At 72.0% G+C, this 19,777-nt stretch carries 19 protein-coding genes; 2 read left to right on the forward strand and 17 right to left on the reverse strand.

The features are described from left to right. Window positions 1-99: 99 nt before the first annotated feature. From pyrF to pyrR, 7 genes are all read right to left on the reverse strand, one after another. Entirely contained in the window at window positions 100-945 is an 846-nt protein-coding gene (pyrF, locus tag AB0383_RS44085; protein ID WP_364189303.1) for an orotidine-5'-phosphate decarboxylase, read from the reverse strand. Next, complete coding sequence (gene carB, locus AB0383_RS44090; RefSeq protein ID WP_364189300.1) at window positions 942-4,256, reverse strand: carbamoyl-phosphate synthase large subunit; 3,315 nt, start codon at window positions 4,254-4,256, stop codon at window positions 942-944. Before carB ends, pyrF begins: the two co-directional genes overlap by 4 nt. Next, window positions 4,256-5,389, reverse strand: a complete 1,134-nt coding sequence (gene carA, locus AB0383_RS44095) for a glutamine-hydrolyzing carbamoyl-phosphate synthase small subunit (protein ID WP_364189297.1) — start codon at window positions 5,387-5,389, stop codon at window positions 4,256-4,258. The genes carB and carA overlap by 1 nt, the downstream gene beginning before the upstream one ends. Then, window positions 5,386-5,901 (reverse strand): transporter, encoded by a 516-nt coding sequence (locus AB0383_RS44100; protein ID WP_364189294.1) that lies wholly within the window; start codon window positions 5,899-5,901, stop codon window positions 5,386-5,388. The genes carA and AB0383_RS44100 overlap by 4 nt, the downstream gene beginning before the upstream one ends. Further along, window positions 5,901-7,187, reverse strand: coding sequence for a dihydroorotase (locus AB0383_RS44105; RefSeq protein ID WP_364189292.1), 1,287 nt, complete (start codon window positions 7,185-7,187; stop codon window positions 5,901-5,903). Before AB0383_RS44105 ends, AB0383_RS44100 begins: the two co-directional genes overlap by 1 nt. 69 nt (window positions 7,188-7,256) lie before the next feature. Next, window positions 7,257-8,192 (reverse strand): aspartate carbamoyltransferase catalytic subunit, encoded by a 936-nt coding sequence (locus tag AB0383_RS44110; RefSeq protein ID WP_364189289.1) that lies wholly within the window; start codon window positions 8,190-8,192, stop codon window positions 7,257-7,259. Continuing rightward, window positions 8,189-8,806: a bifunctional pyr operon transcriptional regulator/uracil phosphoribosyltransferase PyrR gene (gene pyrR / locus AB0383_RS44115; RefSeq protein WP_364189286.1), complete on the reverse strand. Its 618-nt coding sequence runs from the start codon at window positions 8,804-8,806 to the stop codon at window positions 8,189-8,191. Before pyrR ends, AB0383_RS44110 begins: the two co-directional genes overlap by 4 nt. 261 nt (window positions 8,807-9,067) lie before the next feature. Between pyrR and AB0383_RS44120 the strand changes: the two genes are divergently transcribed. Next, the gene (locus AB0383_RS44120) at window positions 9,068-9,556 is read left to right on the forward strand and encodes a helix-turn-helix domain-containing protein (protein WP_003096372.1); all 489 of its coding nucleotides are present in this window, start codon (window positions 9,068-9,070) and stop codon (window positions 9,554-9,556) included. Between the two features lie 391 nt (window positions 9,557-9,947). Here the strand turns inward: AB0383_RS44120 and nusB are convergent, their stop codons facing one another. Genes nusB through AB0383_RS44135 form a run of 3 tightly spaced genes read right to left on the reverse strand, consistent with a single transcriptional unit; the run spans window position 9,948 to window position 12,111 of the window. Then, window positions 9,948-10,406 (reverse strand): transcription antitermination factor NusB, encoded by a 459-nt coding sequence (gene nusB / locus AB0383_RS44125; RefSeq protein WP_366190377.1) that lies wholly within the window; start codon window positions 10,404-10,406, stop codon window positions 9,948-9,950. Continuing rightward, window positions 10,406-10,969, reverse strand: a complete 564-nt coding sequence (gene efp, locus AB0383_RS44130; RefSeq protein ID WP_364189280.1) for an elongation factor P — start codon at window positions 10,967-10,969, stop codon at window positions 10,406-10,408. The genes nusB and efp overlap by 1 nt, the downstream gene beginning before the upstream one ends. A gap of 44 nt (window positions 10,970-11,013) precedes the next feature. After that, window positions 11,014-12,111 (reverse strand): Xaa-Pro peptidase family protein, encoded by a 1,098-nt coding sequence (locus tag AB0383_RS44135; RefSeq protein WP_364189277.1) that lies wholly within the window; start codon window positions 12,109-12,111, stop codon window positions 11,014-11,016. A gap of 136 nt (window positions 12,112-12,247) precedes the next feature. Between AB0383_RS44135 and AB0383_RS44140 the strand changes: the two genes are divergently transcribed. Continuing rightward, window positions 12,248-12,841 carry a B-4DMT family transporter gene (locus AB0383_RS44140; RefSeq protein WP_366190378.1) on the forward strand — a complete coding sequence of 198 codons (594 nt, stop codon included), beginning with the start codon at window positions 12,248-12,250 and terminating at the stop codon, window positions 12,839-12,841. On the opposite strand, the gene AB0383_RS44145 is transcribed toward AB0383_RS44140, so the two are convergent. Genes AB0383_RS44145 through AB0383_RS44175 form a run of 7 tightly spaced genes read right to left on the reverse strand, consistent with a single transcriptional unit; the run spans window position 12,765 to window position 19,337 of the window. Beyond that, entirely contained in the window at window positions 12,765-14,294 is a 1,530-nt protein-coding gene (locus AB0383_RS44145; protein ID WP_366190379.1) for a beta-xylosidase, read from the reverse strand. The two genes, AB0383_RS44140 and AB0383_RS44145, sit on opposite strands and share 77 nt — an antisense overlap. A 21-nt stretch (window positions 14,295-14,315) precedes the next feature. Beyond that, complete coding sequence (locus AB0383_RS44150) at window positions 14,316-15,239, reverse strand: GNAT family N-acetyltransferase (protein WP_366190380.1); 924 nt, start codon at window positions 15,237-15,239, stop codon at window positions 14,316-14,318. Next, window positions 15,236-15,667, reverse strand: coding sequence for a type II 3-dehydroquinate dehydratase (gene aroQ, locus AB0383_RS44155; protein ID WP_366190381.1), 432 nt, complete (start codon window positions 15,665-15,667; stop codon window positions 15,236-15,238). Before aroQ ends, AB0383_RS44150 begins: the two co-directional genes overlap by 4 nt. After that, window positions 15,664-16,773, reverse strand: a complete 1,110-nt coding sequence (gene aroB / locus AB0383_RS44160) for a 3-dehydroquinate synthase (protein ID WP_366190382.1) — start codon at window positions 16,771-16,773, stop codon at window positions 15,664-15,666. Before aroB ends, aroQ begins: the two co-directional genes overlap by 4 nt. A gap of 57 nt (window positions 16,774-16,830) precedes the next feature. Next, window positions 16,831-17,355, reverse strand: coding sequence for a shikimate kinase (locus AB0383_RS44165; protein WP_364189261.1), 525 nt, complete (start codon window positions 17,353-17,355; stop codon window positions 16,831-16,833). After that, entirely contained in the window at window positions 17,352-18,539 is a 1,188-nt protein-coding gene (gene aroC, locus AB0383_RS44170) for a chorismate synthase (RefSeq protein WP_220238453.1), read from the reverse strand. The genes AB0383_RS44165 and aroC overlap by 4 nt, the downstream gene beginning before the upstream one ends. Before the next feature lie 45 nt (window positions 18,540-18,584). Next, window positions 18,585-19,337: a prepilin peptidase gene (locus tag AB0383_RS44175; protein WP_366190383.1), complete on the reverse strand. Its 753-nt coding sequence runs from the start codon at window positions 19,335-19,337 to the stop codon at window positions 18,585-18,587. Between the last annotated feature and the right edge of the window lie 440 nt (window positions 19,338-19,777).

Below are 19,777 nucleotides of genomic sequence, written 5' to 3' on the forward strand. Positions count from 1 at the left end.
CCGGTAGTTCTCAAATCTGGGTGGGTGACGCGACGGTACCCACCCTTGAGCAGGCGCCACAATGCGGGGGTGGCTGGTGGAGGCCGATTCCGGGGCCTGCTATTGGTCTTTTTCGGCTGTGCGGCCCAGCAGCGCCGTGACCCGGACGACCTCGCGGCGCATGGCCTCGGGGTCCGGACCGTGGCGCAGCAGGTCGCGCGAAGACGCCGGCAGCACCCCCGGCAGATCGGGCCCGAAGACTGCCCTTAAGTCCGCCACAGTTGCCCCCTGGGCGCCGAACCCGGGCGCGAGCACGGGCCCGGCGAGCCGGGAAAGGTCCAGCTCACCGGGGCTGATCGTGGCTCCTACGACCACGCCGACGTCGCCGAGGGGCTCGGCACCGGCGTTGTGGTCCGCGGCCGCGTCGACGATGCTCTGGGCCACCGTGCGGCCGTCCGCCAGCCGCGCGCTCTGCAGCGCGTGGGCCTCCGGGTTCGACGTGCGCGCGAGCACGAACAGGCCGGTACCCGCCGCCGTGGCGGCCGCCACGGCGGGATCGAGCGCGCCGAACCCGAGATACGGCGAAACCGTGGCCGCGTCGGCCTTGAACGCTGCCCCCTCGGCCACGTAGGCGGCCGTGTAGGCCGCCATTGTGGAGCCGATGTCGCCGCGTTTGACGTCGAGCAGCACGAGCGCACCGGCGTCGTGGGCCGCGTCCACGACGCGTTCGAGCACCGCCACGCCGGGCGGGCCGAACGCCTCGAAAAACGCCGACTGCGGCTTCACGATCGCCGTCGCGGCCGCCAGGACCTCCGTGGCGCCCAGCGCGAACCGTTCCAGACCACTCACGTCCAGGGACAGGCCCCAGGACTCGATCAGGCCCGGATGCGGGTCGATGCCGGCGCACAGCGGCCCGCGTTCCGCGACCGCCTTCGCCAGCCGGGCCCCGAACCGCTGCCCGCTCACGTCGTGGCCTTCAGGGCCGCCTGGAGGCTCTGGAGGCTGCGCACCCCGATGTCACCCCGGATGAGCGCTTCGATGCCGTGCACGGCCGCCGCCGCGCCCTGCACGGTGGTGATGCACGGGATGTCGCGCGAAACCGCCGCGGTGCGGATCTCGTAGCCGTCGATGCGCGGGCCGCTGTTCCCGTACGGCGTGTTGATGACCATCTCGACGCCGCCGGCGAGGATCACGTCCACGATGTTGGGCTCGGCTTCGGTGCTGCCCTCGTAGTGCTTGCGCACCACCGTGCAGTCGACTCCGTTGCGCCGCAACACTTCGGCGGTGCCGGACGTCGCCAGGATCTCGAACCCGAGGTCCGCCAGCCGCTTCACCGGGAAGACCATCGAGCGCTTGTCGCGGTTGGCCACCGAGACGAACACGCGCCCGGACGTCGGCAGCGAGCCGTACGCCCCGCTCTGGGACTTCGCGAACGCCTTCCCGAAGGACACGTCCACACCCATCACCTCGCCCGTGGACTTCATCTCCGGGCCCAGCAAGGAATCCACGCCGTGGCCCTCCGGCGTGCGGAACCGGTGGAACGGCAGCACGGCCTCCTTGACCGCCACCGGCGAGTCGGCCGGCATCCGGCCGCCGTCGCCCTCCGCGGGCAGCACACCCGAGGCGCGCAGGTCCTTGATCGTCGAGCCGGTCATCACCAGCGCCGCCGCCTTCGCGAGCGGCACCGCGGTGGCCTTCGAGACGAACGGCACCGTGCGCGAGGCGCGCGGGTTCGCCTCCAGCACGTACAGCACATCGTCCTTGAGCGCGTACTGCACGTTCAGCAGGCCGCGCACACCCACGCCGCGGGCGATCGCCTCCGTGGAGCGGCGCACCTCTTCGAGGTCGGTGGCACCGAGCGTGATCGGCGGCAGCGCGCACGAGGAGTCACCGGAGTGGATGCCGGCCTCCTCGATGTGCTCCATCACGCCGCCGAGGTAGAGCTCCTCGCCGTCGAACAGGGCATCGACGTCGATCTCGATCGCGTCGTCGAGGAAGCGGTCCACGAGCACCGGGTGCTCGGGCGTGACCTCGGTGGCGCGGCGGATGTAGCCGGCGAGGGTCTCCTCGTCGTAGACGATCTCCATACCGCGCCCGCCGAGCACGTAGGACGGCCGCACGAGCACCGGGTAGCCGATCTCGTCGGCGATCCGCTTGGCGCCCTCGAACGAAGTCGCCGTGCCGTACTTCGGCGCCGGCAGCCCGGCGTCGCCGAGCACCTCGCCGAACGCGCCGCGGTCCTCGGCCAGGTTGATGGCCTCGGGCGGCGTGCCGACCACCGGCACGCCGGCGTCGGCCAGGCGCTTCGCGAGCCCCAGCGGGGTCTGGCCGCCGAGCTGCACGATCACGCCCGCGACGGTGCCCGACTGCTGCTCCGCGTGCACGACCTCGAGCACGTCCTCGAAGGACAGCGGCTCGAAGTACAGGCGGTCGGAGGTGTCGTAGTCGGTGGAGACGGTCTCGGGATTGCAGTTGACCATGACGGCCTCGAACCCGGCCTCGCGCAGCGCGATCGCGGCGTGCACGCAGGAGTAGTCGAACTCGATGCCCTGCCCGATCCGGTTCGGACCGGAGCCGAGGATGAGCACCTTCGGCTTGTCACCCTGCGCCACGACCTCCGACTGCGCCGCGGGGTCGGTCTCGTAGGCCGAGTAGTGGTACGGCGTGTCCGCCTTGAACTCGGCCGCGCACGTGTCCACGGTCTTGAACACCGGCCGCACGCCGAGGCGGTGGCGCAGCGAGCGCACGCCGTCCTCCCCCGCCAGTTCGGGGCGCAGCGCGGCGATCTGGCGGTCGGACAGGCCCGTGCGCTTGGCGCGGCGCAGCAGCTCGCCGTCGAGCACCGGCGCGTCGCGCACCTCGGACCCGACCTCGCCGATCAGCGCGATCTGGTCCACGAACCACGGGTCGATGCCGCTGGCCTCGTGCACCTGCTCGACGGTGGCGCCCAGGCGCAGCGCCCGCTCCACCTCGTACAGCCGGCCCTCGTGCGGCACGCGCAGCGAGTCCAAAGTGGACTCCATCGTCACGCCCTCGGGGTCCGGAAGCGTCCAGAAGCCGGTGGCCTTGGTCTCGATCGACCGCATGGCCTTGCCGAGCGCCTCGGGGAAGCTCCGGCCGAAGGACATCGCCTCGCCGACGCTCTTCATGGTGGTCGTGAGCGTCGGGTCCGCGCCGGGGAACTTCTCGAAGGCGAAGCGCGGGATCTTCACCACGACGTAGTCGAGCGTCGGCTCGAAGGCCGCCGGGGTCTCGCCGGTGATGTCGTTCTGAATCTCGTCGAGCGTGTAGCCGATGGCGAGCTTCGCGGCGATCTTGGCGATCGGGAAGCCGGTGGCCTTCGACGCGAGCGCCGACGAGCGGGACACCCGCGGGTTCATCTCGATCACGACCATGCGCCCGTCGTCCGGGTTGATCGCGAACTGGATGTTGCAGCCGCCGGTGTCCACGCCGACCTCGCGCAGCACGGCGATGCCGACGTCGCGCATCACCTGGTACTCGCGGTCGGTGAGCGTCATCGTGGGCGCGACGGTGACGGAGTCGCCCGTGTGGACGCCCATCGCGTCGACGTTCTCGATCGAGCAGACGACCACGACGTTGTCGCTCTTGTCGCGCATCAGTTCGAGCTCGTACTCCTTCCAGCCGAGCACGCTCTCCTCGATGAGCACCTCGGTGACCGGCGACTCGCTCAGGCCGGTGGACGCCAGGCGCTCCAGCTCCTCGGGCGTGTAGGCCAGGCCGGAACCGAGGCCGCCCATGGTGAACGACGGCCGGATCACGACCGGCAGGCCGAGCTCGGCGACGGTGGCGCGCACGTCCTCCATCGTGTTGCAGACGCGGCTGCGCGGGACCTCGGCGCCGATCGTGCGCACGATGTCCTTGAACTTCTGCCGGTCCTCACCGCGCTGGATGGCGTCGATGTCGGCGCCGATCAGCTCCACACCGTACTTCTCGAGCACGCCGCGCTCGTGCAGCGCGACCGCGCAGTTGAGCGCCGTCTGGCCGCCCAGCGTCGCGAGGATGGCGTCGGGCCGTTCCTGCGCGATGACCTTCTCCACGAAGTCCGGCGTGACCGGCTCGATGTAGGTGGCGTCGGCGAACTCGGGGTCGGTCATGATGGTGGCCGGGTTCGAGTTCACCAGGCTCACGCGCAGGCCCTCGGCCCGCAGCACCCGGCAGGCCTGCGTGCCCGAGTAGTCGAACTCGGCGGCCTGCCCGATCACGATCGGCCCGGAGCCGATCACCAGCACGTGCTGGATGTCCGTCCTCTTCGGCATCAGGCCTTCTTCTCCATCAACTCAACGAACTCGTCGAACAGGGGCGCCGCGTCGTGCGGTCCGGCCGCGGCTTCGGGGTGGTACTGCACCGAGAACGCCGGTACGTCGAAGGCGCGCACGCCCTCGACGGTGTCGTCGTTGGGGCAGTAGTGGCTGATCTGCGCGGCGCCGTAGGGCGACTCGAACCGCTGGCCGGGCTCGCCTTCGAGCGCGAAGCCGTGGTTCTGCGCCGTGATCGCGACACGGCCGGTGGCCACGTCGATCACCGGGATGTTGATGCCGCGGTGGCCGTAGCGCATCTTGTACGTGCCCAGCCCCAGCGCGCGGCCGAGAATCTGGTTGCCGAAGCAGATGCCGAACAGCGGGATCTCGTGCTCCAGCACGGCCTTCGTGAGCGCGGTGGCGTGCGTGGTGGTCGCGGGGTCGCCCGGGCCGTTGGAGAGGAAGACGCCGTCGGCCTCGACCGCGAGCAGCTCCTCGACCGTGGTCGCGGCGGGCAGCACGTGGACCTCGATGCCGCGCTGCGTCATCAGGCGCGGGGTGTTGGACTTGATGCCCAGGTCGAGCGCGGCGACGCGGAAGCGCCGTTCGCCTCGTGCCTCGACGACGTAGGGCTTGTCCGTGGAGACCTCGCCCGCGAGGTCGGCGCCCTTCATCTGCGGGCTCGCCAGGACCTCGGCCACCATCTGCTCGTCGCTGCCCAGCGCGTCGCCGGAGAACACGCCCGCGCGCATCGCGCCCTGCTCGCGCAGGTGGCGGGTGAGCGTGCGCGTGTCGACCTCGGAGATGCCGACGATGCCCTGGCGGGCCAGCTCCTCGTCGAGGCCGCGCTTGCTGCGCCAGTTGGACGGCGTGCGGGCCGGGTCGCGCACCACGTAGCCCGAGACCCAGATGCGGGCCGACTCGTCGTCCTCGTCGTTCCAGCCGGTGTTGCCGATCTGCGGCGCCGTCTGCACCACGATCTGCCGGTGGTAGGACGGGTCGGTCAGGGTCTCCTGGTAGCCGGTCATGCCGGTGCAGAACACCGCCTCGCCGAGCGTCCGCCCGCGCGCGCCGTAGGCCGCGCCGCGGAAGACCCGGCCGTCCTCCAGAACCAGGGCGGCGGGGACGCGAGTGCCGTTCGCGGTGCTCACTGGGCACCTCCCTTGATGTCGTGATCCGAGTTGTCGGGGGAAAGCTGTTCGATCCACTGTGGATAGTCGTCGAGGTCGTCGCCGCGGAAACCGGTGTCGAGATCGGCGTCTCCCAGGCGCCAGGTGATGACGAGCAGCGCGTCGGTGCCCATCACCTTCCCGGCGATCTTCGAGTCGCGGCGGATCCCGGTGACCGCCTCGCGCGGGATCCAGAAGTCAGGCGCGCCGCCGCGTTCCACCGCGATGCCGCCCGGGTGCAGGCGCCAGACCGCACCGGTGCGCAGTCCCGCGCCCCGCGTGACGACCCGGTCCTGCCAGTTGCCGGCGGTGGTGGTGCTGACGTAGAGCCCGGCCGACTCCAGCACGATCTCACCGGGATCCCCGGGAATTCCCGGGAACGGCGGCACCTGCGCGCTCTGCGAGCGCGACTTGCGCCGCCAGCCCACCCACATGCCCCACAGGCACAGGAGGAAGAAGACGACGATCCCCAGCACGAGGAGGAACCGTTCCATCAGCAGATCTTCCCTTCGCGCGCGGTGATCCGCCCGCGCAGCACGGTGGCCGTCACCACGGCGGGCAGCCGCATTCCCTCGTACGGGGTGTTCGCGGAGATGCTCGCGAGCTCAGCCCCGCGCACCGTCCACTCCGCACCGGGGTCGACGAGGGTCAGGTTCGCCGGCTCGCCGACCTCGAGCGGGCGGCCGTGGTCGGGCAGGTTGCCGATCGCGGCGGGCCGCTCGCTCATCACGCGGGCGACGCCGCGCCAGTCGAGCAGGCCCGGCTCCACCATCGCACGGACGACGACCGAGAGCGCGGTCTGCAGGCCCAGCATGCCCGGGCGCGCGGCGCTCCACTCGGTGTCCTTGTCCTGCACGGCGTGGGGCGCGTGGTCGGTGGCAACGCAGTCGATCACGCCCTCGGCCAGCGCGGCGCGCAGCTTCTCGACGTCGCCGCCGGTGCGCAGGGGCGGGTTCACCTTGTTCACCGGGTCGTAGGTGGCCAGGCGTTCGTCGGTGAGCAGCAGGTGGTGCGGCGTGACCTCGGCCGACACCTTGGTGCCCCGGTCCTTCGCCCAGCGCAGGACGTCGACCGTGCCCGAGGTGGACACGTGGCAGACGTGCAGGCGCGCTTTGGCGTGCAACGCGAGCAGGCAGTCGCGCGCGACGATCGACTCCTCGGCCGAAGCCGGCCAGCCCGGGTAACCCAGGCGGGCGGAGTTCTCGCCCTCGTTGGCCTGCGCGCCGACCGTGAGCCGCGGCTCCTCGGCGTGCTGCGCGATCACGGCGTCGAGCGCGGTCGAGTACTCCAGCGCGCGGCGCATCAGCAGCGGGTCGGCCACGCACACGCCGTCGTCGGAGAACACGCGCACGGCGGCGGTGCCCTTGGCCATCGTGCCGAGCTCGGCGAGCTTCTCGCCCTTGAGCCCCACCGTGACGGCGCCGACCGGGTGCACGTCGACCAGGCCGGCCTCCTGCCCGCGGCGCCACACGTGGTCGGTCACGAGCGCGTTGTCGGCCACCGGGTCGGTGTTGGCCATGGCGAACACGGCCGTGTAGCCGCCCAGCGCCGCCGCGGCCGAGCCGGTTTCGATGGTCTCGGTGTCCTCGCGACCGGGCTCGCGCAGGTGGGTGTGCAGGTCGACGAACCCGGGCAGCAGCACCTGGCCCCCGGCTTCGACCACCTCGGCGTCTTCGGGGACCTCGACGGCACCGATGGCCGTGATCACGCCGTCCTGGATCAGGACGTCGACCGGTTCGCCCTCCCCGTACGGGCGGGCGCCCTTGATCACCAAGCTCACGCTGCGGCTCCTGTGTCTTGCGGGACATCCGCACCCGGTCGGCAACCGCGACCGGTAAGGCATCGATTGTCAGTCACGGTTGCCTCCTTCACTGGCCAAGAGGTGGTAGAGGACCGCCATGCGCACGTGGACGCCGTTGCGGACCTGTTCGGTGATGGCCGAGGCCGGGGAGTCGGCGACCGCCGAGGCGATCTCCATCCCGCGCAGCATCGGGCCGGGGTGCAGCACCACGGCGTGGTCCGGCAGCAGCCGCTGGCGCCGCTCGGACAACCCGTAGGAGATCGAGTACTCGCGCGAACTCGGGAAGAACCCGCCGTGCATCCGTTCGGCTTGCACCCTCAGCATCATCACGGCGTCGACGGCCGGCAGCTCGGCGTCGAGGTCGTGCGAGACCGTGACCGGCAGCGTCTCGACCCCGACGGGCAGCAGCGTCGGCGGCGCGACGAGCACCACCTCCGCGCCGAGGGTGCTCAGCAGGTGGATGTTCGACCGGGCGACGCGGCTGTGCAGCACGTCGCCGACGATCGCCACCCGGCGGTCTTTCAGCGAGCCGAGCCGCTCGCGCAGGGTCGCGGCGTCGAGCAGCGCCTGCGTGGGGTGCTCGTGGGTGCCGTCGCCGGCGTTGACCACCGCGGTGCCGGCCGGGGCGAGCCAGCCCGACAGGCGGTGGGCCGCACCCGACGCGGGGTGGCGGATGATCACGCAGTCGGCGCCCGCGGCGGCGAGCGTGAGCGCAGTGTCCCGCAGCGACTCGCCCTTGTTCACCGAGGAGCTCGACGCCGAGACGTTGATCACGTCGGCGCTCATCCACTTCCCGGCGATCTCGAACGACACGCGCGTGCGGGTGGAGTTCTCGTAGAACAGGGTGATCACCGTGCGGCCGCGCAGGGTCGGCAGCTTGCGGACCTCCCGGCCGAGCAGCGTGTGCTTGAGCTCGTCGGCGGTGTCGAGGACGGCCGTGGCGGTGTCGGCGTCCAGACCGTCGGTGGCGAGCAGGTGCTTCACCGGGATTCTCCTTCCGGCGCGCGGAGCAGAACCGCGTCGCGCCCATCCGTTTCGGACAGCAGCACGGACACGCCCTCGGCCCGCGCGGTGGGCACGTTCTTGCCGACGTAGTCGGCGCGGATCGGCAGCTCGCGGTGGCCGCGGTCGACGAGCACGGCCAGCTGCACGGCGCGCGGGCGGCCGTGGTCGCGCAGGGCGTCGAGGGCGGCGCGGATGGTGCGGCCGGAGAACAGCACGTCGTCGACCAGGATCACCACCCGGTCGTCGATGCCGCCGGGCGGCAGCTGCGTCTGCTCGAGCGCGCGCGGCGGACGGCGGCGCAGGTCGTCGCGGTACAGGGTGACGTCGAGGGCCCCCGTCGGGGGAACGACCCCGGAGAACTCGCCGATCTTCCCGGCGAGCCGGTTGGCCAGCGGAGTACCGCGCGTGGGGATGCCCAGCAACACGGGTGGGGCGAGTGGTGCGGATGAGGCATCGCCCGAAGTACCCGCACCGAGTGCGGTCTTCTCGATGACCTGATGGGCCATCCGGGCGATGGTGCGCGCGACATCGCCGGCCGAAAGAAGCTCGCGCTCCCCGACCGGTTCCGCCGCGCCACGCGGACGTGACGACAAGGCGGACCTCCTTCCCCGCCTCTCTGGACGGGTCCTTAAAGGACGTCGACTCCCAGCTCGTGCCGGGAAATCGCACCGACAGTAGCAGGAGCGGTCAATCAGCCTTCCGGGTGGTGTGCCCACGGCCGCGACCAGGTACGGAGACCTTCTGCTTGACCTGGTGACAACTATGCGTAACCATTACTCTGAGTATTCGACTCGAGGAGTCCCCTGACCGGTCACCACGACCGGCGTGGGGGTGAGGAAACGGAGAACCACCAGATGGGCGATTACGCCAAGGCGCTCGGGGCCAAGCTCCGCGGGATCCGCCAGCAACAGGGTCTGTCCCTGCACGGCGTCGAGCAGAAGTCGGGCGGCCGCTGGAAGGCCGTCGTCGTCGGCTCGTACGAGCGTGGCGACCGCGCCGTCACCGTCCAGAAGCTGGCCGAACTGGCCGACTTCTACGGTGTACCGGTGGTCGAACTGCTGCCGGAGGGTCGTGTGCCCTCGGGTGCCGAGCCCGCCACGAAGATCGTGATCAACCTCGAGCGGCTCCAGCAGCTGCCCGCGGAGAAGGTCGGCCCGCTCGCGCGGTACGCGGCCACGATCCAGAGCCAGCGCGGCGACTACAACGGCAAGGTGCTCTCCATCCGCACCGAGGACCTGCGCTCGCTCGCGATCATCTACGACATGACCCCCGGTGAGCTCACCGAACAGCTCATCGATTGGGGCGTCCTGCCGCCCGAGGCCCGTCCGTCCAAAGAAGACTGATGGGCGGCGGTTGCCCGACGCGGTGGGTGTTTTCGGCGGGGCACCGGAAACACCCACCGAGCTTCGGACACCGCCGGACCGGCTGCGGACGGTGATCAACACCACCCCGGCCGTCCCCTCGCACCCGCGTCTGCCGTTCCGGCGCGTGACCCGTTCGGGCTAGCGCTTCCGGGTTGCCGTGACGGTGAACCCGGGTCACCGGGTGACGCCCGAGCGGGCTCGAGCACGGCCCGGCGCCGGCTCTGCCACGCTCGGTGTGACGAAGACCTCTTCCGGACCCCACTCGTGAGGCTTCCTGGGGACACCAGCACAACGCCGAAGGCCGCGGCTCCAGTACGGAGCTCGCGGCCTTCGGCGGTTTTCGGCTGTTTTCGACTCCGAAGTCAGCGGGTCAGAGCACGGCCCGCAGGCGGTCGGCGATCGTCCCGATGCGCCCGAGCACGCCGTTGACGAAGCGCGGCGAGTCGTCGGTCGAGAGCTCCTTCGCCAGGCCCACGGCCTCGTCGATCGCGACGGGGTCGGGCACGTCGGAGGACCAGAGCATCTCGTAGACGCCCACCCGCAGCACCGCCAGGTCGACCGGCGGCATGCGGTCCAGGGTCCAGCCCTGCGAGTGCTCGGCCAGCAGCTCGTCGACCTGCTCGCGGTGGGTCGTGACGCCCTCCACGACGGTGATCGTGTAGTCGGCGACCGGGTCGACCTCGGTGGACCCGACCCGGTCGGCCAGCAGCGTGACCGGGTCGGTGCCGCGTTGCGCAGCTTCGTACAGCATCTCGACGGCACGCCGGCGGGCCTGCCGCCTGCTGATCGCACCGCCGCGGTTCGGGTGCGGCTTCTGTTTGTCCGCCATCAGTTCGAGACGCGGCCGAGGTACCGGCCGTCACGCGTGTCGACCTTGATCTTCTCGCCGGTCGAGACGAACAGCGGGACCTGGATCTCGGCGCCGGTCTCGAGCGTCGCCGGCTTGGTGCCGCCGGTGGAGCGGTCGCCCTGCAGGCCTGGGTCGGTGTGCTGGATGACGATCTCGACCGAGGTCGGGAGCTCGATGTAGAGCGCCTCGTTCTCGTGCACCGCGACCTGGACCTCGGTGTTCTCGAGCATGTAGTTGGCGTTGTCCGACACGACCTCGGCCGGAACCGTGATCTGGTCGTAGGTGTCGCCGTCCATGAACACGAAGTCCTGACCGTCCTTGTACAGGTAGGTCATGTTCCGGCGGTCCACGGTGGCCGTTTCGACCTTCGTGCCGGCGTTGAAGGTCTTGTCGACGACCTTCCCCGTCAGCACGTGCTTGAGCGTGGTGCGCACGAACGCACCGCCCTTGCCCGGCTTGACGTGCTGGAACGCGGTGACGGTCCAGAGCTGGCCCTCGAGGTTGAGGACGAGCCCGTTCTTCAGGTCGTTGGTGGTGGCCACGAGCTTTCGGTCTCCTGTGTCGATCTCTTCGTCCGCGGCCCGTCTCAGACGGCCACGAGGTCCTTGGTGCTCAGGGTGAGGAGTTCGGGCCCGGAGTCCCGCACGACGAGCGTGTCCTCGATGCGCACGCCACCGCGCCCCGCGAGGTAGACGCCGGGCTCGACGGTGACCGCCATACCGGCGGACAGTGTACCGACGCCCGTGGTAGCGAGGCTGGGCGCCTCGTGCACCTCGAGCCCGACGCCGTGGCCGAGGCCGTGCGCGAACTCCTCCGCGCGGCCCGCGGCGGCGATCACCGAGCGGGCCGCGGCGTCCACGTCGGACACGTCGGCGCCCGGGAACACGGCCGCGGTGCCGGCCGCCTGGGCGCGGTGGACCAGGTCGTAGAGGTCGCGCTGCCAGTCGGCGGCCTTGCCGAGCACGAACGTGCGGGTCATATCGGAGTGGTAGCCGTCGACCGTCGCGCCGAAGTCCATCTTCACGAAGTCGCCTTCGCGCAGCTCGGCGCCGGTGGGCTGGTGGTGCGGGATCGCCGAGTTGGGCCCGGCGGCCACGATCGTGGCGAACGACGGCTCCGACGAACCGTGCTCCAGCATGCGGTTCTCCAGGTCGCGTGCCACTTCCAGCTCGGTGCGCCCGGCGCGCAGGCCACCGGACGCCAGCAGGTCGGCGAGCGCGCGGTCGGCCGCCGCGCAGGCCGAGCGCAGGGCCGCGACCTCGATCTCGTCCTTCACCGCGCGCAGCTGCTCGATCAGCCCGGGCGTCCGGACCAGCGTCACCTTGTCGAAGCGCACCTTGAGCGCCTCGTGGTCTTCCACGCTCACGTGCTGGCTCTCGAACCCGGTGCGCCCGTAGGTCGAGTGGGCACGGGCCGCGAAGTCGGCGAGCACGCGGTCGCTGGCGCGGCCCATCACGCGTTCGAGGTCCGGCACCTCGGACGCCGACTGGGTCGTGTAGCGGCCGTCGGTGCAGAACACGGTCTGCGCCTCGCCGCCTGCGTGCACGAGCAGCGCGGCGTTCGACCCGGTGAACCCGGTGAGGTAGCGGATGTTGAGCAGGTCGGTGACCAGCAGCGCGTCGACCCCGGAATCGGTGATCAGGGACCGCAGCGCGCCGCGACGGTGAGCGTGGGTTTCAGGCACCCGGCCAGCTTAGCCACGCGGATCGCGTGGTCCGGGGACGCTCGCGGCGGTCACTGCGCGCAAGCGGCCGGGCACCCGGAGCCGCTGCTCCGGGTGGACCACACGGCGTTCACCCGGTGGCACCTACACTCCGTCCATGCTGGGTGCCTGGTTGACTCGCGGGCTGGTCATGGCCGTCGTCCACGCCGCCGCCATGACGCTGCTCGCCAAGTGGTCCGTGTTCCACCCGACCGACCAGACGGTGATCACGTCCGTCGCCCTCGCCGTGCTGGTGGGCGTCGCGGCGCTGTGGAGCGCGATCGACGGCTGGCGCGGCAAGCCGGACCGCGGCCGGGCCTGGTTCATCGCGTCGCTGGTGGCCGGCGTCGTCTCCGGCATCCTGTACGTGATCGGGCGCGCGGTGTTCGTCGACCAGACCGGCACGTCGGAGCTGGGCGCGGCGCTCACCGGGGGTGCCGCGTTCTCGGCGCTGCTGGTGCTGGTGCCGGCCGGGCTGGGGCTGTTCGTCGGCTCACGCGTGCGGCGGCCGGCGCCGGAGGACGAGGAGCCGGAACCCGAGGACGACGAGGACGACGGTTCGGGCAGCCAGTCGGGTCAGCTGGAGCTGCCGGAGGCCGAGCCGGCCGGCGCGCCGCGGCCGAAGCCGTCGCCCGTCAGCCGCCCAGCGGGAGCCCGGGCGCGTAGGCGTCCCACTGTCGCGGGTCAATCTCCGTCACCGCGGCCCCGTTGAGGTCCACGATCGTGGTGTCGGGCAGGCCGTAGAGCTCGTTGCCGAGCACCACGCCGTACCCGTGGCCGTACGAGTGCACCACGTTCGTGCCGGACTTCAGCGTCGTCTTCACGGGCAACCCGGCGACGGGCGCGAGCGGCCGGTCCACCACTTCGCCGGCCAAAGCGGCGGCGACCGAGCGGCGGTCGACGCGGATGCGCACCCCGCGGCGGAACAGGTCCATGCGGCGGTCCGGTGACGGCATCGCGACACCGTCGAACGTCGTGGTCAGGCGGTCGGGGCTCGAGCAGCCGCCGGCGCCCTGCACGTCGAGCCCGAAGTGCTTCAGGCTCGTCGGCGCGCCCGCGGAACCGATCGTGGTCGCGCGCACGACGTCGAACGAGACGGTGTCGCACGGATCGGTGACCGACGTCGGGGCGTGGCCGTCCGGGCGGCGAATGAGGCCGGGCCCTTCCTTCCACGCGCCGGGGATCACCAGCGGTGTGTAGGGCTGGAGGGTGAAGTCCTTGTCCCAGAAGGTGAGCGTGGTGCCGTCCGCGGTCTCGTGGGCGATCACGAACGCGTCGAGCGCGCCGACCCATTCGAGGTCGGCGCTGAACCCGTCGACCACCGAGCGTTCGCGCGGCGTGGCGGTGCCAGCGACGGGCGCGAAACCCTTGTCCCCCAGCGCTTCCACGCCGCTGCCGAACGCCGGGTCGTGGGAGCGGATCACGAACTGGCCGGCGCCGTTCCAGCCGGCGGCGCGGCCGGTGGTGTCGGTGAACATGAGGTAGTACCAGCCGTCGAGGAACACGACCGAGGGCTGGCCGGCGCCGTAGACGTTGTCGCGGTGCACGTCGTGCGAAGGCCCGAGAATCGGCCGGCCGCCCGCCGCGCGGGTCCAGTGGACGCCGTCGGGGCTCGTCGCGAGGCCGATGGCGTTGCCGAGCGCGTGGTCGCCCGCCGCGCCGGTGTAGTACAGGTAGTAGGTGCCGCCGACGCGCAGCACGGACGGGTCGCACGTGTGCACGCCGTCGAACCCGCCGGGCGAACCGGACAGGACCGCGATCGGCGCGCCGCCACCGGGTCCGGTGAAGGGACCGTCGGCCGAGGGCGCCTCGGCGTACAGGATGTCGTCGCCGGGCGGGGCCGCGCTGCCGTACTGGCTGCACCACCACAGGCGGGTTTTGCCGTTTTCGACCATCGCCGTGGGGCCGTAGTTGTAGACCGCGTCGGCGGCTCCGGCGGCGACCACTCCGTTGCTCTGGCGGGCTTTCGCGGTCTCCAGGGGGACGTTCGCCACGCGCGGGGGTTTCGCCGGAGCCGGCTTGCCGCCCGCGATGCCGCCGTGGTCGGGTCCGTCGGCCTGGGTCTGCGCGTAGCTGTCGCTGCAGCCCGCCACCACGACCCCCGACAACGCCAGGGCGAACAGGGCTCGCGCGGGTCGCCGAACCCCGCCACGAAACGGGTGCATGATGGTCGAGTCTAACCAGTCCTAACCCGGTTGGGTGAACACGTCCCCGTCTCGCGGGTGTTCGAGGGCAACAAGCTCGACCTCGAAGCCGTCGTCGTTCTCGAGGTAGGCCGCGTAGTGCGGTTTCCCGCCCGCGTAGGGAAAACGGTCCGCGAACAAGGGCCGCCAGCCGGGCCCGCCGGCCGCGGGCTCGTCGACCTCGGCGCGGGTGGCGACGTGCAGGGCGAGGTGGTTGAGGCCGGGGCGAAGGCGTTCGTGCGGTCCGGCGGCCATCGCGGGTGAGGCCTCCACCACGAGGTACGTGGGGCCGAGGCGCCAGCTGACGCCGTCGGGCCAGCGCTGGAACTCGCGCCACCCCAGCCGGCCCAGCAGCCAACCCCAGCTGCGTTCGGCGCGCGCGAGGTCGGGGACCCAGAGCTCGAGGTGGTGCGGCCGGCCGTGCGCGGTGGGCAGCGAGACGAGCACGCGGTGCACGTCGCCGTAGTGCACGCCGGAGCCGACGTCGAGGAAGCCGAGCCGGCGGGTGATCGCGAGACTGGCCGCGTTGTCCTCGTGGACGAGCGCCCACACGGCGGGCAGGCCCAGCGTGGCGAGGCCATGCTCCACGAGCGCGCGGGCGGCTTCGGTGGCGAAGCCCTTCCCCGCGTGCTTCGCGGCGACGAAGTACCCCAGCTCGGCAACGTCGCCGGGCAGCTCGGACGACGGGCGCAGATGGGCAACGCCGATGACTTCGCCCTCGTGCTCGACCACCCAATGGCCCTGGCCTTCGGGCCCGTCGTAGGCGAGGCGGCGGGCCACCATGGCGCGGGCCTGGTCGGGGTCGGAGAAGTCGGCGGCGAAGAACCGGCTTATCTCCGGGTCGGTGAACACCGCGACCACGGCGTCGGTGTCGGCCTCGGTCAGAGCCCTCAGCCGGAGCCGGCCGGTGGTGAGCTCCTGAGTCACTTCGCGTTCGCTGCCACCCAGCGCAGCGCGAGGCCGTAGCCGTCGACGCCGAGCCCCACGATCACGCCGGTGGCGACGTCGGAGAGCACGCTGTGGTGGCGGAACTGCTCGCGCTTGTGGACGTTGCTGATGTGCAGCTCGATCAGCGGCGCGGACAGCTGTGCGGCGGCGTCGCGCACGGCGATCGAGTAGTGCGTCCAAGCGCCGGCGTTGAGCACGACCGGGTGACCGCCGTCGGCGGCCTCGTGGAGCCAGCCGACGAGCTCGCCCTCGTGGTCGGTCTGGCGCACCTCGACGTCGAGGCCGAGCTCGGTGCCCGTCTTCACGCAGAGGGCGGCGAGGTCGTCGTGGGTCGTCGAGCCGTAGACGGCGGGCTCGCGCTTGCCGAGGCGGCCGAGGTTGGGGCCGTTGAAGACGAAGACCTTCACAGCAGAACGCTCCCGCCGCTCTTGGGGGCGTCGGCCGCGACCGCGGAGTACGCGGCGGCCAGCAGCGCCGGGTCCGGGCCTTCGAGGCGGCCGGGCTTGGCGAGCGCGTCGAGGACCACGAACCGGAGCACGCCGGAACGGGTCTTCTTGTCGCCCTTCATGCCTTCCATGAGCTGGCCCAGCGCGTCGGCGTCGTAGGTGGTCGGCAGCCCGATCAGCTTCAGCACCGACGCGTGGCGCGCCGCGGTCTCGTCGTCGAGGCGCCCGGCGAGGCGGGCGAGCTCGGCGGCGAACACCAGGCCCACGCTCACGGCCGCGCCGTGGCGCCAGCGGTAGCGCTCGCGGCGCTCGATGGCGTGGCCGAGGGTGTGGCCGTAGTTGAGGATCTCGCGCAGGTCGGACTCGCGCAGGTCGGCGGCGACGACGTCGGCCTTGACCTGGATCGAGCGGCGGACCAGTTCGGCCAGCACGTCTCCGGTCGGGTCGAGGGCGGCTTCGGGATCCTGTTCGATCGACTCCAGGATGCGCGGGTCGGCGATGAAGCCGGTCTTCACGACCTCGGCCATGCCGGCCACGAGTTCGTTGCGGGGCAAGGTTTCCAGCGTCGCGAGGTCGACCAGCACGGCACTCGGCTCGTGGAACACGCCCACGAGGTTCTTGCCGGCCTCGGTGTTGATGCCCGTCTTGCCGCCGACGGCCGCGTCGACCATGCCGAGCAGCGTCGTCGGCACGTTGACCAGGCGCACGCCGCGCATCCAGGTGGCGGCGACGAAGCCGGCCAGGTCCGTCACGGCGCCGCCGCCGAGACCCACGACCACGCCGCGGCGGTCGAGCCCGATCCGGCCGAGGACCTCCCAGCAGAAGCTCGCGACGGAGAAGGCCTTGCCGTCCTCGGCGTCCGGGATCTCCACGCGATGCGCGTCGAGGCCCGCTTCGGCGAGCTCCTCGCGCACGGCCTCGGCCGTGGCGGTGAGCGTGGGCGGGTGGATCAGCGCGATCTTCGACGCGTCGGCGAGCTGCGCGGTGAGCTCGGCGAGCAGGCCGCGGCCCACGAGCACGTCGTACGGGTGCGCGGTCGCGACGCGGATCCGGACGGGTTGGGACACGGGTTTTCCTCACTACTCCTGGAGTTGTGGCACTCCGGGTCTGTGTTGCTCAGCGTCCTACTGCTTGGGGACTTCGGCCGGTTCGATCGCGGCGACCGCGGCGGCCACCACCTCGGCGGGCGTCCGCTGGTCGGTCTCGATCTCGACGGTCGCCACCTCCCGGTACACCGGCAGGCGCGCGTCGAGCAGGGACTTGAACGTGGCGCGCGGGTTCACGCCCGCGAGCAGCGGACGCGCGCTCGACAGGCCGGTGCGCTGCACACCGGCGGCGAGGCCGACGTTCAGGAACACCACCGTGTGCTTCGCCAGCAGCGCCCGCGTCTCCGGGCTCAGCGGAGCACCGCCGCCGAGGGAGAGGACGCCGTCGTGCTCGTCGAGGGCGGTGGCGACGGCCTGCGCTTCGAGCGCGCGGAACGCCGGCTCGCCGTCCTCGGCGAAGATGTCGGAGATCGCGCGGCCGGCACGCTCGACGATGTCGTCGTCGGTGTCGCGGAACGCCACGCCGAGCGTCTCGGCGAGCAGCGGGCCCACCGTGCTCTTGCCGGAGCCCGGCGGTCCCACGACCACGGCGCGGGGGCTCACCAGCGCTCCTCGAGCGCCTTCAGGTAGCCCTCGGCGTTGCGCTTGCTCTCGGCCAGCGAGTCGCCGCCGAACTTCTCCAGCGCGGCGTCGGCCAGCACCAGCGCCACCACGGACTCGAGCACGACGCCCGCCCGCGGGACGGCGCACACGTCCGAGCGCTGGTGGATCGCGACGGCCGGCTCCCCCGTGCGCACGTCCACCGTGGACAGCGCCTTCGGGACGGTCGAGATCGGCTTCATCGCCACGCGCACGCGCAGGGGCTCGCCGTTGGTGATGCCGCCTTCGAGGCCGCCCGCGCGGTTGGAGCGGCGCGTGACGCCGACCGGGCCGGTGCCGCGGTCGATCTCGTCGTGGGCCTGGCTGCCCCAGCGCCGCGCGGTGGTGAAGCCGTCGCCGACCTCCACGCCCTTCATGGCCTGCACGCCCATGAGCGCGCCCGCGAGGCGCGCGTCGAGGCGGCGGTCCCAGTGCACGTGGGAGCCGAGGCCCGGCGGCAGCCCGTAGGCGAGCACCTCGATCACGCCGCCGACGGTGTCGCCCGCCTTCCGCACGGCGTCGACCTCGGCGACCATCGCCTCGGTGCCCTCGGCCGAGAACGCCCGCACGGGGCTCTCGTCGATCGCGGCCAGGTCACCCGGCTGCGGCAGCGGCCCCTCGGGCGCGTCGGCACCGCCGATCGACACGACGTGGCTCAGCACCTCCACGCCCAGCAGCTGGCGCAGGAAGTTGCGCGCCACCGTGCCCAGCGCCGTGCGCGACGCCGTCTCGCGGGCGCTCGCGCGCTCCAGCACGGGACGGGCCTCGTCGAAGCCGTACTTCTGCATGCCGGGCAGATCGGCGTGGCCGGGGCGCGGCCGCGTGAGCGGCTCGTTGCGCGCCAGGCCGGCGAGCACCTCGGGGTCCACGGGGTCGGCCGCCATGACCTGCTCCCACTTGGGCCACTCGGCGTTCTCGATCTGCACCGCGATGGGGCCGCCCTGCGAGATCCCGTGGCGGACGCCGCCCAGGAACTGCACGTGGTCGGTCTCGAACCCCATGCGCGGGCTGCGACCGAACCCGAGGCGGCGCCGCGCGAGCTGCGCGGTGAGGTCTCCGGTGGTCACCTCCACACCAGCGGGCAGGCCCTCGAGCACAGCGGCGAGGGCGGGTCCGTGCGATTCTCCTGCGGTGATCCAGCGCAACACCCGGCAATCCTGTCACGGCTCGCGGGGCGCCTGACCAGCAGCCCCTCAGCTCGGCACCACCCCCGAACCCACCCCGGGGAACACAGCGCACGTCCAGGCCGCGACCACCAACGCCGGCCCGTGGGGCACACCACACCGAATCGCCCGTCGGGCGTAAGGCCCGTCCCTGGCTTGTGGTGGGTATGTCTCGTTGGTGGCCGATGCCGGATGCCCGCCCGGCGCGTCGTTCGGTGAGGTAGCCGATGCGGGACGCCTACCTGCGCGGGATATGCCCTTCGGCGAGGCGGCCGACGCCGGCAGCCGGCTCGGCGGTCCGATACGGCGCACCCGCTCGGCGATGGCCGGCACCTGCGCTCCCCCAGCCACGACGGCACTCAGGCCGGCCGCCGCCACCGCCGCGACCGCCACTGACGCCCAGCCCAGCGCACCCAGCACCGCGCCGAGCACGCCGGCGAGCTTCACGTCTCCCGCCCCGAGCTGCGCCGGCCCGACCCGGTGGACGGCGAGGTGGACACCACCGAACACGAGCACGCCCTCCGCCGCGCTCACGAGCAGCGTCGCCCCGCCCCCGCTCATGGCGGCGACGGTCAGTGCGGTCGCCATTACGGGATACGCCGCCAACGTCAACACATCCGGCAACCTCCGATGCCGGACATCCGCCAGGCACAACGGCACCCCGACCACCGTGAGCACCCACGGCACCGGCCACCACCACTGGGCCCAGCGCCCCTCCCGCCACCGCCACACGACGACGAGCAGCGCAGCCACCACCACGACGACAGCCACGACCGGCGACACCGGCGCACCCGCCCGTCTCAGCAACCACACCAGGAGGGGCACCACCGCCCCACCCACAACGACCATTCCCCAGGACATGCACCCACGTTCGCAGCGCCCGCCCGCCACGCCAAGCCGCGCCTGTCGCGAGTGGACCGCTCGCGCCGAAAACCCGCTCGATTCACTCGACCGGGGAACCCGAACCGGCCGGCAGACAGCGAACGAGCCCGCCAGGCCCTCGGCCGCGCGGTAACAACCCGAGCCGGTCAGCAGCTACGCGCCAACAACTCGAGCCGGCCACTCACGGCATCCGAAGGTCGCCCCAAGCGCCCCAACCGCCGCCGGCGCGGACCACCTGAGCCGCTTGACACCACGCCTGGCCGGCGCCCGCGCGGCCACAACCCGCACAGATCGCCGATGCCAGGAATCGCCACCGCGAGCCTCCGCCGCCACCGCGACCG

It is taken from the genome of Amycolatopsis sp. NPDC051373, assembly GCF_040689465.1.
In the GTDB taxonomy this organism is placed as follows: Bacteria; Actinomycetota; Actinomycetes; order Mycobacteriales; family Pseudonocardiaceae; genus Amycolatopsis.

What these genes read in the sequence shown, in the direction of transcription:
- carB (WP_364189300.1), bottom strand. Translation starts at nt 4,256, where the DNA reads ATGCCGAAGAGGACGGACATCCAGCACGTGCTGGTGATCGGCTCCGGG.
- AB0383_RS44100 (WP_364189294.1), bottom strand. Translation starts at nt 5,901, where the DNA reads ATGGAACGGTTCCTCCTCGTGCTGGGGATCGTCGTCTTCTTCCTCCTG.
- AB0383_RS44120 (WP_003096372.1), top strand. Translation starts at nt 9,068, where the DNA reads ATGGGCGATTACGCCAAGGCGCTCGGGGCCAAGCTCCGCGGGATCCGC.
- nusB (WP_366190377.1), bottom strand. Translation starts at nt 10,406, where the DNA reads ATGGCGGACAAACAGAAGCCGCACCCGAACCGCGGCGGTGCGATCAGC.
- AB0383_RS44140 (WP_366190378.1), top strand. Translation starts at nt 12,248, where the DNA reads ATGCTGGGTGCCTGGTTGACTCGCGGGCTGGTCATGGCCGTCGTCCAC.
- AB0383_RS44145 (WP_366190379.1), bottom strand. Translation starts at nt 14,294, where the DNA reads ATGCACCCGTTTCGTGGCGGGGTTCGGCGACCCGCGCGAGCCCTGTTC.